This is a genomic window from Terasakiella sp. 4MB5A (genome assembly GCF_050058155.1).
Taxonomy (GTDB): Bacteria; Pseudomonadota; Alphaproteobacteria; order Rhodospirillales; family Terasakiellaceae; genus Terasakiella; species Terasakiella halodenitrificans.
The window spans coordinates 1,031,672-1,046,411 of sequence record NZ_CP188815.1; the positions used below are offsets into that span (position 1 = coordinate 1,031,672).

The following is a 14,740-nucleotide window of genomic DNA, read 5'->3' on the forward strand; positions in this document are numbered from 1 at the left end:
TAATTTTGGCCTTCTCTTTTGATGAGAAAGATGCCGCAAATCGCCTATGACAAGATAGGTAAATACATCGTAAAACGCATAATTCGGTCAACGGGAAGTTCTGATCTTTATGAATGTTTTGATCCAGACTTACAGACTCGTGTGGCGGTTAAGGTCTTCGATGTTAAAAAACGCCTGCTGAAGAAATTGCCTTATTCTGTTGCCAGTTGGCGCAGGCGTTTTTTACGTGAGGCCCGCGTTCTGGCACAGATAGATCATCCTCATGTAATCGCGGTGCGTGATTTGTCATATGTGGGGGATAAACCCTTTTATGTCATGCCCTATATTGCGACGAATTTGTTATATGAAATGGGGCGCGATGGTCCGGCACAAGGATACGCGCCGGAAATTCAGGATACACCAGAGGCCCGCACATTGGATGTTTTGCGAACCTGCGATATATTATTTCAGGTTGGCAGTGCTTTGTCAGCATTTCACGGGCGTGGTCTTGTTCATCGTGATATTAAACCGGCGAATGTTTTATTAACCCAGTTAAATGTCGGACTGGTGAAGTTATGCGATACGGGCATGGTTAAATTTCCGAACAGCGAGGAATCGCAGGCCGGATATTGGATTGGCACCGAAGATTTCATTGCACCGGAACAAAAACGTGATTCAAAAAGCGTGGATGCGCGGGCGGATATATTTGCATTAGGCGTCTTGGGGTATCGAATGTTGACAGGGGAATTGCCGCGTGGTGCCTTTGATCCACCTAAAGAAATGCGAGAGGATGTCCCGGAAGCTTTAAGTCAGCTTGTGATGCAGGCTTTATCGCCTAAATTGGAAAGAAGACCCGCAAATGCTTTGGCATTTTTACAAGAGGTTGCACCGATCCGGGCAAATATACGTATGAAAGGAACAAAAATTGGCTGACTTGCTGGAAAAAATCAAAAGCTGGAGTTTCAATTGGCGGACCATTGCACAGGCCGGTGGAAGCGATGAAGCCTTAAACTTATCTCCGAATTTACCTGCACATCAATGTGAACAGGTGCGCAAGCAATTCAATGCTTGTTTGCAGTCCAAAGGGGGGGAGGTGTCGGCACGTCAACGTGCGGCAACTTTGGGGCAGGCTTATCTGGAACTGAATAGAGAAGGGCGAAAACGGTTTTTAAAAATTCTGGCAGAAGATTTTGGAACGGACCGTCAAGCGGTTGATCAATCGATCTATAATTTCCAAAATGCCACGGATGAAGAAGCAAAACGTGGTTTTGAAATTGAATTACGCCGCAATTTGGAACCCGCGCGTATGACGTTACTTCGCCAATTTAACGCCTTGCCACAAGGGGTTAAATTCTTGGTCGATTTGCGGGCGGAGCTGATGCAAATGGCCCGTGAAGAAAGCAGTTTAAAAGCCCTGGAACGTGATTTGAAAGATGTCCTGATTTCGTGGTTTGATGTAGGTTTTCTGGAACTGCGCCGTTTGACATGGGATAGCCCCGCCAGTGTTCTTGAAAAAATTGCCGAATACGAGGCGGTTCATTCTATTCAAAGCTGGTCGGATTTAAAAAACCGTTTAGCGCGTGATCGTCGTCTCTTTGCCTTTTTCCACCCCCGTATGCCGGATGAACCATTGATCTTTGTCGAGGTTGCTTTGGTGAATGGCATGGCGGATAATGTGCAGGACTTGTTGGACGAAGATGCCCCTCTGTTGGATCCGCAAGCTGCCGATACCGCTATTTTTTATTCTATTTCCAATGCGCAGGCGGGATTGGCAGGTATCAGTTTTGGTAATTTTCTGATTAAGAAAGTTGTTGCCAGTTTGAAACAGGATCTTCCTAACTTGAAGACATTTGCAACGCTCTCTCCTATTCCCGGGTTTCGCAAATGGTTGGACGAAAAAATGGCAGAAGGGGATAGTGCGCTCTTACAAACCAGCGAACGCGAAGCCCTTAAAGTTGCCAGTGGGCAGAAAGGGGCTAAGGGTGGTTTGAAAACACTTCTGGATGATAATCGTTGGGTCAATAACCGCGAAGCAAGCGAAGCCTTAAAGGCACCGCTCATGCGCTTGGCAGCACGGTATTTGATAGAAGCAAAAAGCAAGGGGACGCGCCCGCTGGACCCGGTTGCGCATTTCCATCTCAGCAATGGGGCACGTATGGAACGCCTCAATTGGTTGGGGGATGTTTCACAAAAAGGCATGAAACAATCCGCAGGCATGATGATCAATTATCTTTATAAACTGAGCGATATTGAAAAAAATCACGAAGCCTATCGCAGTGACGGGCAAATTATTGTGTCGACGCAAATAAAGTCGCTGAAAAAAGGATAGATAACGTGTCTTCTGTTTCAAAACTGCGTGCCTTGTTAAAGGGCGATGATTTTTTGATGATGCCTTGCTGTTTTGATGGTTTAAGCGCCACTTTGATTGAACGCGCAGGCTACCCCTTAACTTTTATGAGTGGCTTTAGTGTCTCTGCCGCCCGTCTGGGGATGCCGGATACGGGCTTGATCTCTTATGGGGAGATGGTCGATCAAGGGCGTTCCATCTGTCAGGCAACTTCTTTGCCGGTGATTGGCGATGGCGATACAGGTTATGGCAATGCGTTGAATGTCAAACGCACTGTTCAAGGATATGCCCAAGCCGGATTTGCCGGGATTATGATTGAAGATCAGCTTTCCCCCAAACGCTGTGGGCACACCAAAGGCAAACAAACCGTTGGTTTTGATGAAGCCTGCATGCGTATTCAGGCCGCCGTTGATGCCAGAAACGAAGGGGCTGATATTCTGATTATGGCGCGCACAGACGCCCGTCAAACCGAAGGTCTGGACGAAGCAATTCGCCGCATGAAGGCTTTTGAAAAAATCGGGGCCGATATCCTGTTTTTGGAAGCCCCGCAATCTGTCGAAGAAATGATCCGTTTTTGTAAAGAGGTCAAAGGGGCAAAAATGGCGAATATGGTGGAACAAGGCAAAACACCCGTCTTAGCGCCAGACCAATTGGCTGAAATGGGTTATAAAATTGCCGCTTATCCTTTAACGCTCATTTTATCTGCCATTCAGGCGATGGAAACCGCGCTGGAAGAACTGAAAGGCGGATATCATCCCAAATCACTGGCAAGCTTTGAACACCTCCAAGACGTGATCGGTTTTCCTGACTATTACCAAAATGAAGAACGATATAAGACGTGATGGGATAACCTAAGTCTGGCTAAGTCGAGTGACGTGTCATCAACTTGACAATCTTGCGCATACACACAAATAGAAAAGGAATGCAAAACCGATAAAATATAATAAAGGATAGAGAGATGAAAGCGGTTCGTATTCATGCATATGGCAGTGAAAATACTTTAAAATACGAAGATATACCCACACCGAAAATCGCACCGGATGATGTTTTGGTCAAGGTAAAAGCCGCCAGTATTAATCCGGTAGACTGGAAAATACAGGCGGGTTATCTCCAAACTATTCTCCCTCATCAGTTGCCTTTGACATTAGGTTGGGATGTGTCCGGTGTTGTCGAAGCCGTAGGTCCGGATGTAACCGATTTTCAAATCGGGGATGAAGTTTACTCACGCCCTAATATTGCACGCAATGGAACCTTTGCTGAGTTTGTAGCCATTAAAGGCAGTGAACTTGCGAAAAAACCACTCAAAATGGACCATTTACACGCAGCCGGTATTCCATTGGCTGGATTGACGGCCTATCAAGCCTTATTCCAGGTTTCAAACCTGAAAGCCGGGCAAAAGGTTTTAATACATGCGGCAGCAGGCGGTGTCGGTAGCCTTGCCGTTCAAATGGCAAAAATAGCCGGTGCCCACGTCATTGGAACCGCTTCGGAGAAAAACAAAGCATTCTTGCTCGAGCTTGGTGTCGATACATTCATCGATTATCGCAATGAAAATTTTGAAGAAATTGTAAGCGATGTCGACGTCGTTTTCGATACGATCGGCGGCGAAACACAAGATAAATCATGGAAAACCATGAAAGAAGGCGGTGTTCTTGTTTCTGTCGTCTCTCCGCCATCCGCAGACAAGGCAAAGGAATACAACGTCAAAGGTGAGTTTCTTTTTATCGAACCCGATGCCGCGCAATTAACCCAAATTGCCCAATGGATCGACGAAGGAAAAATCCACAACCACATTGAGAAAATCTTTCCTCTCAATCAGATTGATCAAGCTTTTGCGCTCAGTCAGTCCGGACGTGTCCGTGGAAAAATCATCATACAAGTTGACTGACAAAAAAAGAGGGGGGAAAGCTTAAAGGCTTCCCCCCTCTTTCATGCGTACAAAATTAACGCGTCAACGGCTTGAATTTCAAACGGTGCGGCTGATCGGCATCGGCGCCGAGGCGGCGTTTGCGATCGGCTTCGTAGTCTTCGTAGTTGCCTTCAAACCAGACGACTTCGGAGTTGCCTTCAAACGCGAGGATATGGGTGGCGATACGATCAAGGAACCAGCGATCGTGCGAGATAACCACGGCACAACCGGCAAAGTTTTCAAGAGCATCTTCCAATGCGCGCAAGGTGTCGACGTCCAGATCGTTTGTCGGTTCGTCAAGCAGCAGCACGTTGGCTTCTTCTTTCAGCATTTTCGCCAAGTGAACGCGGTTACGTTCCCCACCGGAAAGCTGACCGACTTTTTTCTGTTGATCCCCGCCCTTAAAGTTAAAGCGCGACACATAAGCCCGGCTTTGCATGGAACCTTTGCCCAGTTCAATCACATCCAGACCGTCTGAAATTTCTTCCCAGACCGTTTTGTCATCTGCCAGACTGTCGCGACTTTGGTCGATATAACCAAGCTTGACCGTTTGCCCGACCGTAAATGTCCCGGCATCCGGTGTTTCCTGACCCGTGATCATACGGAACAACGTGGTTTTACCCGCACCGTTCGGCCCGATAATCCCGACGATCCCACCGGCAGGCAGGTTAAACTCGAGGTTTTCATAAAGCAGTTTATCGTCAAAGCCCTTGGCGACACCTTCGGCCTTAATAACCACATCGCCCAGACGCGGACCAGCCGGAATGACGATTTGTGCGTTATTGATCTGCTCTTTAATGTCTTTGTTAAGCAGCTCTTCGTAAGATTTGATACGGGCTTTGGATTTGGCCTGACGGGCTTTCGGGGATTGTTTGATCCACTCCATCTCGTGATCCAAAGTCTTTTGGCGTGCCGCTTCTTCTTTGGATTCCTGTTCCAGACGTTTTTTCTTCTGTTCCAGCCATTGGGTGTAGTTGCCCTCGTAAGGGATGGCACGGCCCCGGTCCAGTTCCAGAATCCAGCCTGCGACATTATCCAGGAAGTAACGATCGTGGGTAACAGCGACAACAGTGCCTTCGTAGGTTTCAAGGAAACGTTCCAACCATGCAACCGATTCTGCATCCAAATGGTTTGTCGGTTCGTCAAGCAGCAACAGATCGGGTTTTTCCAGCAGCAGTTTACACAAGGCCACACGGCGTTTTTCACCACCGGACAGTTTATCAACGGACCAGTCACCCGGCGGGCAACGCAGCGCATCCATCGCAATTTCGATGGTGCGTTCGATTTCCCAACCGTTTGAGGCATCAATGCGTTCCTGCAATTCGCCTTGTTCCGCCAGAAGTTCATTCATCTCGTCATCGGTCATGGGTTCCATGAACTTGGCGCTGATTTCGTTGAAACGATCCAGATCGCGCTTGGTTTGACCCAAGGCCTCCATGACGTTTTCCGCAACGGTCTTGGTCGGGTCCAGTTGTGGTTCCTGCGGCAGATAGCCGACTTTTGCCCCATCGGCGGCCCATGCTTCGCCGTTATATTCCGTGTCCAGACCCGCCATAATGCGCATCAGGGTCGATTTACCTGTGCCGTTGTGACCCAGAACACCGATTTTTGCGCCCGGCAGGAAGGAAAGGAATACATCCTCTACAACTTTTTTGCCGCCCGGATAGACCTTGGAAAGGCCCTTCATAACATATACGTATTGATAAGATGCCATCGTACCTTAATATCCAAATGTAAAATGAAAGATGATTTGGATAGTCTTTTAGCAGGACTGCGAGGCTATGTCATGCCTATAAAAACGTGTTATTATGCAGAAAAAAGGATTATAAGACCTCTAAAAAAAGAAACAGTCTATATTCAGGGAGTTAAAATGACCAAATCGGTCCTTGTCGTGGATGACGAACCCAATATTGTTTTGTCACTTGAATTTCTCATGACCCAAGCCGGATACGAAGTCCGTATCGCACGCGATGGGAACGAGGCACTGGAAGCTGTTGTTGAAAAAACACCGGACCTGATCTTGCTGGACCTCATGATCCCGGGACGCGACGGTTATGATGTCTGCCAAACCTTGCGCCGATCCGAAGAATGGGCCGCTATTCCCATTATCATGCTGACCGCAAAGGGACGGGAAGTAGAAAAAGAAAAAGGGCTCGCCCTTGGGGCAACCGATTATGTGACCAAGCCATTTTCTACCAGCGAATTGACCAAGCGGATCAAGGAACTGTTAGGCGACGCGTAAAACAGGCGCTGCTGTCAGGAGGGGGAGTTCCATGCTCAGGCGCATTTCAAAATTAAGCTTACGTGTCCGCACGTTGCTGTTTTTCGCCCTTTTGGGGTTCTTCTGCCTGTCCATAATCGTTGCCAGTTTTTATTTTGCCTTTGACCATATTCAGACCCATAACGACCCGGCTGACAGCCTGTTGCTGTTTGGGCTGGGGGCGACGATCGGCATTGGTTTATCTATTATCGCCATCGGGGCATTGTTTGATTTGAACGTTGCCACTCCCATTCAGGGGCTTATCCGCGATATTCAAACCATCCTGCACAGTAACAAAAACCATCGTGTTGAAGTTTCATCGGGGCGTTATCTGGACCATTTGCCGGAAACGGTGCGCGACCTTGCCCGTCAATATCGCCGCCAACGTCTTGAAGTTGATCAAGCGATCAAGGACGCGACCGCCCAGACCGTTGAACAAAAGAAAACACTGGAAGCCGTCTTAAAGGATTTGTACGAAGGGGTTATTATCTGCAACCTCAACAATCAGGTTTTGCTTTATAACCAACGCGCCCTTTCCCTCTTGCATATCAGTGGTGACATCGGATTGGGGCGTTCGTTGTTTAGTGTGATCGACAACCCACCTTTGTTGCATTCCCTTCGTCGTCTTCGCAACCGTCTGGCTGAACATCGCCACGAAAAACACCCGGAAGGTCTCAGTACCTCTTTCGTCTGTGCAACCCGTGACGGACGCTTCACATTGGAAGCGCGTATGACCTTATTGTTAGGGGATGAAGAAAATATACCTGTCAGCTATGTCCTGACCTTTCAGGATATTACTGAAGAATTGGGGGCATTGGGAAAACGGGACCATCTGTTGCGCGAAGCTACCGAAGGCCTGCGCCAACCCATAGCCAACCTGCGTGCGGCCGCGGAAATGGTGACAAGAAACGACGAAATGCCGCAGGCAATGCGTGTGCGTTTTCAAAATGTCCTGCTGGAAGAAAGTCAAAAACTTTCCGAGCGGATCGATCATCTGGCAAGTGATTACCACGGTCTTGCCACTGGGCATTGGCCGATGGCCGATATTTATTCTGCAAACCTGCTGAGCCTCGTTTCCTTGCGTCTGAAGGATGAAAAAAATATCACCGCCATGATGACCGGTATTCCCTGCTGGCTGCGCGGGGATAGTCATTCCCTTGTTCTGGCGCTGGATCAGATTGTTCACAATATCCACAAAATTACCGGGGCACAGGATTTTGACCTGCAATCGGTGCAACGCGATGGACGTATCCATATCGATGTTATCTGGTCAGGAAAAGAACTGTCCTCAGCCGAGATTGATAGCTGGCTGGACATCAACTTGCAAGAATCCATCGGCGGTATGAGCCTGCGCGACATTCTGGAACACCATCGTTGCGAGATGTGGAGCGAAAGAATGGAAGACGGTTGGTCCCGGCTGCGCCTGCCCATGATGGCAGCACAACGTCCAATGGCCGATAAAACCAGCGAAGATTTGCCTGCCCGACCGGAATTTTATGATTTCTCGCTGCTCAATCCATCCGATAAACCACTTGGAGAATGGGGGGATCGTCCTTTAAGTGATCTCTCTTATGTCGTTTTTGACACAGAAACGACAGGGCTTAAACCGTCCGGTGGTGACGAAATTATCGCATTGGCAGGCGTACGTATCCTCAATGGGCGAATTTTAACCGGGGAATCTTTTGCCCGTCTGGTTAACCCCAATCGTAAAATCCCAAAATCATCCATCAGATTTCATGGTATCACGGATGATATGGTCAAAGATAAGCCGCCTGCACAAATCGTCCTGCCGCAATTTTTTGAATTCGCGAAAGATACGGTTTTGGTTGCCCACAATGCGGCTTTTGATATGAAATTTCTACATCTTAAACAGGATGAATGCCGATTGAATTTCGATCACCCTGTTCTGGATACCTTGTTGCTTTCAGTGTTGCTGCATGACCATAAAACGGAACATTCCCTTGACGACATCGCCCATCGTTTTGGGATTGAAATCGAAGGACGCCATACCGCTATTGGCGATACACTTGTTACCGCAGGTATTTTCCTGCGCATGATCCCGATGTTAAAGGCACGTGGCATTATCACGCTAAACGATGCGCTTCGCGCCAGTCACAAAATCGTTGAAGTACGTGCCCAACAAGCCCAATTCTAAGGAGCCTTCCCCTTGGAAATCATTCGCAACGCCTGTCCTGTTCCCGCCTTTGCGGAAAAAGATGTTGCCCTTGTGGCTATCGGGGATATTCATGGGCGTTTCGATTTATTGGTCCGTATCCTGCCGACTATCAAAAAAGTGATTCCACCCACCTGCAAACGGGTCGATTTGGTCTTGCTGGGCGATATTATTGATCGTGGTGATGCTGCTATTGAGGTTTTAGATCTGATCCGTGAAGGGATTAATGATTGGAATATTATTCCCCTAATGGGCAATCATGAACAGCTTTTGTTACGGGTTCTAAATGCTGATATGGCTAATTATCGCATGCAATGGGCTTTATGGCGGGGGAATGGGGGCCTTTCCACATTGGAAAACCTGAATATTAAAATCCCTCCGATTGCGCAAACCCCGATTTATGAACATCGTAAAGCCCTGGTCAAAGCTTTGGGGGCACAACGCATTGAACAACTCAATAACTTCGCCAGCCATTATAAAAGCGGGAATATCCTATGTGTTCATGCCGGGATAGACCCTGCCATTTCCATCGAAGATAATTTCAATGCAACGAAATTATCCACACATCCAAAACATTGGGCATGGATACGTGATGAATTTCTAGAACATGCTGGTCCTTTTGAGAACGGAACTTTTATAGTACATGGGCATACTGTGCTGCCGGGACCTGTTCTGGAACCCCATCGCATTGGACTGGATACAGGGGCCTGCTTATATGGCGTTTTATCCGGTGCGCTTTTTTTTAATTCTGAAATGACTGTCTTTCAGGTCACAACCGATGAATAAGGAAACTTAAAATGAGATATCTTGCCTGGATCATTATGGCGATTGTCTTCCTTGCCACTTTCTTTTTTACACAGGATCTGATGCTCGCTTTTGCTGCTGAACTCGGCGCTGTTTTTATTATGCTGATATTTGGCAAACAGTTTTTCTTTGGGGATGTCACCAACAAAGATAAGTCTTAAGCACGGGGGTGTGCTTTTTTATATTCCGTATTCAGCTTGACTTCATCCACGGCTGTATAACGTTGCGTTGTAGACAATGAAGCATGGCCCAACAATTCCTGTATCGTGCGCAAATCCCCGCCGCCTGCCAGCAAATGCGTCGCAAAACTATGACGCAACGCATGGGGCGTTGCTGTTTCCGGCAAATTTAACAATGGGCGCAATTTTCGGATTTGACGTTGTATCACACCGGGGTCCAATGCCTTGCCGCGTGCCCCGACAAACAATGGACCGTTTTGTTTTAAATCAAACGGGCAATCTTCCAGATAGGCATTGAGTGCCTCAATCACCAACGGCAGAACCGGGACCATGCGTTCCTTATTGCCCTTTCCTGTAACCCGCATGACATCTGTGTTCGGGGCTTCTTTGCGTTTTAGGCCCAATGCTTCCCCAATGCGCAAGCCACAGCCATAAAGCAGGGTCAAAATAGCCGCATCGCGTTTTGCAACCCATGACAATCCTCTTTTGTCATGCCAGTCACCTTGGCTGAGTTGAGCAATCGCATCTAACGAAACGACAGCTTCTTGTTGGGATAGGGCCTTGGGGACCGCTTGTTTTTGTTTTGGTGTACGCACAGCCGCCAATGCCGGGTTTTCCAAAATGCCTTGCTGGTTTAAAAACTTAAAAAAATTACGCAACGTTGACATTTGGCGATTGATGGAGCTGCGCGCAATCCCGGCTTCGGTTCGGTCTGCCAGAAATCCGCGAAAATCGGCCGCACTGAAACTGCGTAAATCGTCCACCCCAGCCGGGTACCCCAGCAGGTTTTGCGAAAAGATAAAAAAAGCCGACAGGTCGCGCAAATAAGCATCCAGCGTGTGTTTGGAGGCGCGACGTTCACTTTCCAGCCACCGTCGCCACAAGGCAATTGCCTCTTTTAAGGCTGGCTCACAGTCAAATTGTATCCGGTTCAGGCTGTCTGCATTTGTTGCCAAATCAGTCTTCCAGTTCGCCTTGCTCTAGCCATTTTTCCACCAGGATTTCCGCAACCCGCGCCATAAAGGTAATCAATTCGGTTCCTTGATGGGGATGAAACATATTTTCATCACGCGCACCCAAAATCAAAAGACCGGTTGGCATGACTTCGCTGGGATAAAGACGCGCCAAGGCAACAGAGCGCACAAGGTCACGTGCCGCGCCAAACAGATGATCGCCGCCTTCAACACGGGCAATCAATTGCACATCGCTATCGCCGAGTCTGTTTTGAACTTCGCCGTTGGGCAGTAAAACCGGCATGCCTTCTGCTGACATATCAATTGCTTCGACGGCTCCTTCCAAAGCAACTGCCGCCATATCAATATCCAACAAGACCGGCAATTCATCTTGTACAATACCAATAAATTCATCCAGCGAGCGGGCTTCCAACATGGCGAGAACGGCTTCATGAGTTGCGGTTTGTATCGACATGTTCGTGCGCGAATTATCAACCAACACATCCTGTTTTGCGCGCAAACGCTTCAAGGCTTCGTGCTGCAAATCAACGATTTGCTCCCCGCTATAACGTGCCGGAAGTTCCATCACTTCCAGAATGTTGGGGTTTTGCACAAAAAAATCGGGATGTTTCTTGAGATAGGCAATGATATCGTTATCGCCCAAATCATTGCAAATATGTTTATCCCTGCTGTTTGTCGTCATGGGATCAGCCTTCGCAAAATGTGTTGCTATCAGTGTAAAGCATAGAAGGGTAAATTTGAATCATTTCTTCACGGCCTGTTCTTATAGGAAGATTGGCCGTGAAGAAAAAACAACACCCTGATTTTACAGAATGCTTTGACCTGTCTTCGCCCAATCAGCTTCAAATGCTTCCAGGCCCTTGTCTGTCAACGGATGATTAAACAACTGCCATAAGGCTTTTGCCGGAACGGTTGCAACGTCAGCACCAGCTTGTGCGGCCTGCACCACATGCAACGGTCCACGAATGGAAGCTGCCAGAACTTCGGTTTGGAAATCCGGATAATTGGCGTAAATCTCAACAATATCTTCAATCAGGCTCATACCGTCCTGACCCAAATCATCCAAACGACCAATAAACGGAGAAACGAACGCCGCCCCGGCCTTGGCTGCCAACAAGGCTTGTGCCGCAGAAAACACCAGCGTTACATTGACCTTGCAACCATCATCAGCCAAATGTTTACAGGTTTTAATCCCGTCACGGGTCATCGGCACTTTAATCGCCACGTTATCGGCGATTTTGCGCAAGACAGCTGCTTCTTTCATCATGGTGTCAAAATCCGGCGCTGTCACTTCGGCACTGACGGGACCGTCCACAATGTCACAAATTTCACCGACCACATCCAGAAACTTGCGGCCCGATTTGGCAATCAGGGAAGGATTGGTTGTCACGCCGTCCAACAGACCGACGTCGGCAAGCTCTTTAATTTCCGTTACATCGGCGGTATCGACAAAAAACTTCATCTGGCTCTTCCTTGCTTAACAATATAAGACACTATCTGTTTTTCCGTTTTAGGCGGATTTGGTAAAGACTTTATGACATAAAAACACAGAATGATATAAAGTTTCAAACTCTGTACGCAGAAACATATAAAGAGGAGTGTCCCTTTCGCGGACAAAATAGTGGGCGTGTCCTTATTTGCTGATCAGGAAAGACGCATCAGCGTCCTGCTTCCCCTGCCTTTGAGCGGGGTATACGATTATGCTTTACCGCCTGCCATGACGGTGAATGAGGGTGATTTCGTCGTCGTGCCACTGGGGTCGCGCGAACGCATTGGCGTTGTCTGGACCCTTGATCCACCGGAAAATGACCTTCCCTTTGAAAAATTGAAATGCGTGCAGGAGGTTCTTTCTCAAGCGCCGGTCCCCGAAGCCTCTCGCAAATTTGTCGATTGGGTGGCGCGTTATACTTTGCAGCCTGCAGGATCAATCCTGAAAATGGTCATGTCGGTCCCCGGTGCGTTGAAAGATCCAGCCCCCAAGATTGCTTATATTAAAAAGTCCTCCCCGATCCCGGATGGTTTGAAAATCACTAAGGCCCGTCAAAGCGTGCTGGATTTTATGGAAGGCATGATTCCGATGGCTGCCAGCGACATTGCCCGCGAGGCCGGCGTTGGGGTAGGTGTTGTCAAAGGGTTGGTTGATCTGGGGATATTGGAGCCGGTTCAAATCAACGATTCTTCGCCGTTTGGGGAACCGGATTGGCAACGCGACGGTTATAAACTGGCCGAACAACAGGAAAAAGCCGCCAACGATCTGGTGGCAAAAACACAAAATGCCGGCACAAAAGACGGTTTCAGCGTCACCTTATTGGATGGTGTGCCGGGTTCTGGGAAAACAGAAGTTTATTTCGAAGCTGTGGCCAAGGCCCTTTCTCGCAATAAGCAAGTGCTCGTTCTTTTGCCTGAAATCGCGTTGTCCTCACAATGGCTTAATCGTTTTAAAACACGATTTGGGACAGAACCAGCGGTTTGGCATTCCGATATCGGGCTAGCCCGGCGCAAACAAACTTGGCGCGCGGTCGTGCGCGGGCAGGCGAAAGTTGTTATCGGTGCACGTTCCGCATTATTTCTGCCCTTTCGTGATCTCGGCCTTATTGTTGTCGATGAAGAACATGATGCCTCTTTCAAGCAAGAAGAAGGTGTTATTTATAATGGACGGGACATGGCGGTTGTGCGCGCCCAGATGGGACACTTGCCCGTCGTGCTGGCCTCGGCGACGCCATCGTTGGAAACAGCGGTCAACAGTTGGGAAGGGCGTTATGATAACTTGCACATGCCTGCCCGTCACGCCGGTGTGCCCTTACCTTGTGTCGTCACAATTGATTTACGGCTGGATAAACCGGAACGCCAGAAATGGCTTTCCCCCAGTTTAATCACCGCGATCAAAGAAACGGTGGAACGCGGCGAACAGGTCATGCTGTATCTCAACAGGCGCGGCTATGCCCCCTTGACCTTGTGCCGATCCTGTGGACATCGCCTGCAATGCCCCAATTGCACAAGCTGGTTGGTTGAACATCGCAAGGCGGGAAAGCTGCAATGTCACCATTGTGGATATTTCACCAGACCGCTGCGCACCTGCCCATCCTGTGAAAGCGAAAACAATTTCGCAGCCTGCGGTCCGGGTGTGGAACGTCTTGCTGAAGAAGTGGAAGAAACCTTTCCTGAACTGCGCACCATTGTTGCCGCCAGTGATACGGTGACTTCGCCTGCACAGGCCGCAGAACTGGTTGCGAAAATTGAAAACCATGAAGTTGATTTGCTGATTGGAACCCAAATGGTCGCCAAAGGCTATCATTTCCCCATGCTGACCCTTGTCGGTGTGGTCGATGCCGATTTAGGTTTGTCGGGTGGGGACCTGCGCGCCAGCGAACGTACATATCAGCTTTTATATCAGGTTGCCGGGCGTGCGGGACGCGGTGATAAACCCGGTACCGTCATGTTACAGACCTTCATGCCTGATCATCCGGTGATGAAGGCCTTAAAATCCGGTTTGCGTGACCGTTTCTTGCAAACAGAAGCCGAAGCCCGGCGTGGGGCAGGGATGCCGCCTTTTGGTCGACTTTGTGCCCTGATTGTGTCCGGTGAAGATGAAGTTCTTGTCGATGATGCGGCTAATGCATTGGGACGTAACGCCCCACATGGCCCCGGCCTTCTTGCGCTGGGGCCTGCACCGGCTCCCTTATCCATGATCCGGGGGCGTCATCGTCGTCGATTGCTTCTGAAAACAGATAAAAACATCCCCATTCAGGCAATTGTGAAAGACTGGCTGGGACGAACGAACATCTCTAACGCTGTTCGCGTACAGGTCGATATTGACCCTTACAGTTTTTTGTAAGAATCTTTCAATCTGAAGAATTCGAAATGAATGCCCGATTCTCTTGCTTCAGAAGCCGTTTTCTTAACTATTTTGGTATGACCACAGCCGCGAATCTGCCTTATATTCCGCATGTTTCGAATAATTTGGGCAAGTGCGAGATGCTCGCTTGCATCTACCATCAACGGTGTGTTATGACATCGCCACTCTGTCGCAAAGCTGTCTGCTGTGCGAATAGGGTGATTTTGTCGTTGGGGGACGTGGCTACCATGTCCCTTCGGGTGGACCAGATGTCGAGGGC

The 14,740-nt window shown here is 48.7% G+C and carries 13 protein-coding genes; 9 read left to right on the forward strand and 4 right to left on the reverse strand.

All coding sequences use genetic code 11. The annotated features are described in order from the left end of the window. The first annotated feature begins 21 nt into the window (after positions 1-21). The 4 genes from ACI0FF_RS04940 to ACI0FF_RS04955 all read left to right on the forward strand — a co-directional run bounded on the left by ACI0FF_RS04940 (position 22) and on the right by ACI0FF_RS04955 (position 4,214). Positions 22-912: a serine/threonine protein kinase gene (locus ACI0FF_RS04940; protein WP_419799015.1), complete on the forward strand. Its 891-nt coding sequence runs from the start codon at positions 22-24 to the stop codon at positions 910-912. Next, positions 905-2,308, forward strand: a complete 1,404-nt coding sequence (locus tag ACI0FF_RS04945) for a malonyl-CoA decarboxylase (protein WP_419799016.1) — start codon at positions 905-907, stop codon at positions 2,306-2,308. Before ACI0FF_RS04940 ends, ACI0FF_RS04945 begins: the two co-directional genes overlap by 8 nt. 5 nt (positions 2,309-2,313) lie before the next feature. Then, a complete protein-coding gene (locus ACI0FF_RS04950; RefSeq protein WP_419799017.1) occupies positions 2,314-3,168 on the forward strand; it encodes an isocitrate lyase/PEP mutase family protein in 855 nt (284 codons plus the stop codon). Positions 3,169-3,284: 116 nt separating this feature from the next. Further along, positions 3,285-4,214, forward strand: coding sequence for an NADP-dependent oxidoreductase (locus ACI0FF_RS04955; RefSeq protein WP_419799018.1), 930 nt, complete (start codon positions 3,285-3,287; stop codon positions 4,212-4,214). 55 nt (positions 4,215-4,269) lie between these two features. Here the strand turns inward: ACI0FF_RS04955 and ettA are convergent, their stop codons facing one another. Further along, entirely contained in the window at positions 4,270-5,949 is a 1,680-nt protein-coding gene (gene ettA, locus ACI0FF_RS04960; protein ID WP_417819983.1) for an energy-dependent translational throttle protein EttA, read from the reverse strand. Positions 5,950-6,105: 156 nt separating this feature from the next. Here ettA and ACI0FF_RS04965 point away from each other — a divergent pair, with 156 nt between their 5' ends. Genes ACI0FF_RS04965 through ACI0FF_RS04980 form a run of 4 tightly spaced genes read left to right on the forward strand, consistent with a single transcriptional unit; the run spans position 6,106 to position 9,633 of the window. Then, positions 6,106-6,477, forward strand: a complete 372-nt coding sequence (locus tag ACI0FF_RS04965; protein ID WP_419799019.1) for a response regulator transcription factor — start codon at positions 6,106-6,108, stop codon at positions 6,475-6,477. A gap of 31 nt (positions 6,478-6,508) precedes the next feature. Beyond that, entirely contained in the window at positions 6,509-8,650 is a 2,142-nt protein-coding gene (locus ACI0FF_RS04970; RefSeq protein WP_419799020.1) for an exonuclease domain-containing protein, read from the forward strand. A 12-nt stretch (positions 8,651-8,662) separates the two neighbouring features. After that, on the forward strand, positions 8,663-9,454 hold the full coding sequence (locus tag ACI0FF_RS04975; protein WP_419799021.1) for a metallophosphoesterase family protein: 792 nt from the start codon (positions 8,663-8,665) through the stop codon (positions 9,452-9,454). 11 nt (positions 9,455-9,465) lie between these two features. Next, positions 9,466-9,633, forward strand: a complete 168-nt coding sequence (locus tag ACI0FF_RS04980; RefSeq protein WP_419799022.1) for a hypothetical protein — start codon at positions 9,466-9,468, stop codon at positions 9,631-9,633. On the opposite strand, the gene ACI0FF_RS04985 is transcribed toward ACI0FF_RS04980, so the two are convergent. The 3 genes from ACI0FF_RS04985 to fsa form a co-directional block, all read right to left on the reverse strand. Further along, positions 9,630-10,607 (reverse strand): tyrosine recombinase XerC, encoded by a 978-nt coding sequence (locus ACI0FF_RS04985; protein WP_419799023.1) that lies wholly within the window; start codon positions 10,605-10,607, stop codon positions 9,630-9,632. The genes ACI0FF_RS04980 and ACI0FF_RS04985 overlap by 4 nt on opposite strands. A 1-nt stretch (position 10,608) precedes the next feature. Then, positions 10,609-11,307: a DUF484 family protein gene (locus ACI0FF_RS04990; RefSeq protein ID WP_419799024.1), complete on the reverse strand. Its 699-nt coding sequence runs from the start codon at positions 11,305-11,307 to the stop codon at positions 10,609-10,611. Positions 11,308-11,430: 123 nt separating this feature from the next. Next, positions 11,431-12,087: a fructose-6-phosphate aldolase gene (fsa, locus tag ACI0FF_RS04995; protein ID WP_417819989.1), complete on the reverse strand. Its 657-nt coding sequence runs from the start codon at positions 12,085-12,087 to the stop codon at positions 11,431-11,433. A gap of 159 nt (positions 12,088-12,246) precedes the next feature. Here fsa and ACI0FF_RS05000 point away from each other — a divergent pair, with 159 nt between their 5' ends. Continuing rightward, positions 12,247-14,460: a primosomal protein N' gene (locus ACI0FF_RS05000; protein WP_419799025.1), complete on the forward strand. Its 2,214-nt coding sequence runs from the start codon at positions 12,247-12,249 to the stop codon at positions 14,458-14,460. The last annotated feature ends 280 nt before the right edge of the window (positions 14,461-14,740 follow it).

What these genes read in the sequence shown, in the direction of transcription:
- ACI0FF_RS04940 (WP_419799015.1), top strand. Translation starts at nt 22, where the DNA reads ATGAGAAAGATGCCGCAAATCGCCTATGACAAGATAGGTAAATACATC.
- ACI0FF_RS04955 (WP_419799018.1), top strand. Translation starts at nt 3,285, where the DNA reads ATGAAAGCGGTTCGTATTCATGCATATGGCAGTGAAAATACTTTAAAA.
- ettA (WP_417819983.1), bottom strand. Translation starts at nt 5,949, where the DNA reads ATGGCATCTTATCAATACGTATATGTTATGAAGGGCCTTTCCAAGGTC.
- ACI0FF_RS04965 (WP_419799019.1), top strand. Translation starts at nt 6,106, where the DNA reads ATGACCAAATCGGTCCTTGTCGTGGATGACGAACCCAATATTGTTTTG.
- ACI0FF_RS04970 (WP_419799020.1), top strand. Translation starts at nt 6,509, where the DNA reads ATGCTCAGGCGCATTTCAAAATTAAGCTTACGTGTCCGCACGTTGCTG.
- ACI0FF_RS04980 (WP_419799022.1), top strand. Translation starts at nt 9,466, where the DNA reads ATGAGATATCTTGCCTGGATCATTATGGCGATTGTCTTCCTTGCCACT.
- ACI0FF_RS04990 (WP_419799024.1), bottom strand. Translation starts at nt 11,307, where the DNA reads ATGACGACAAACAGCAGGGATAAACATATTTGCAATGATTTGGGCGAT.
- fsa (WP_417819989.1), bottom strand. Translation starts at nt 12,087, where the DNA reads ATGAAGTTTTTTGTCGATACCGCCGATGTAACGGAAATTAAAGAGCTT.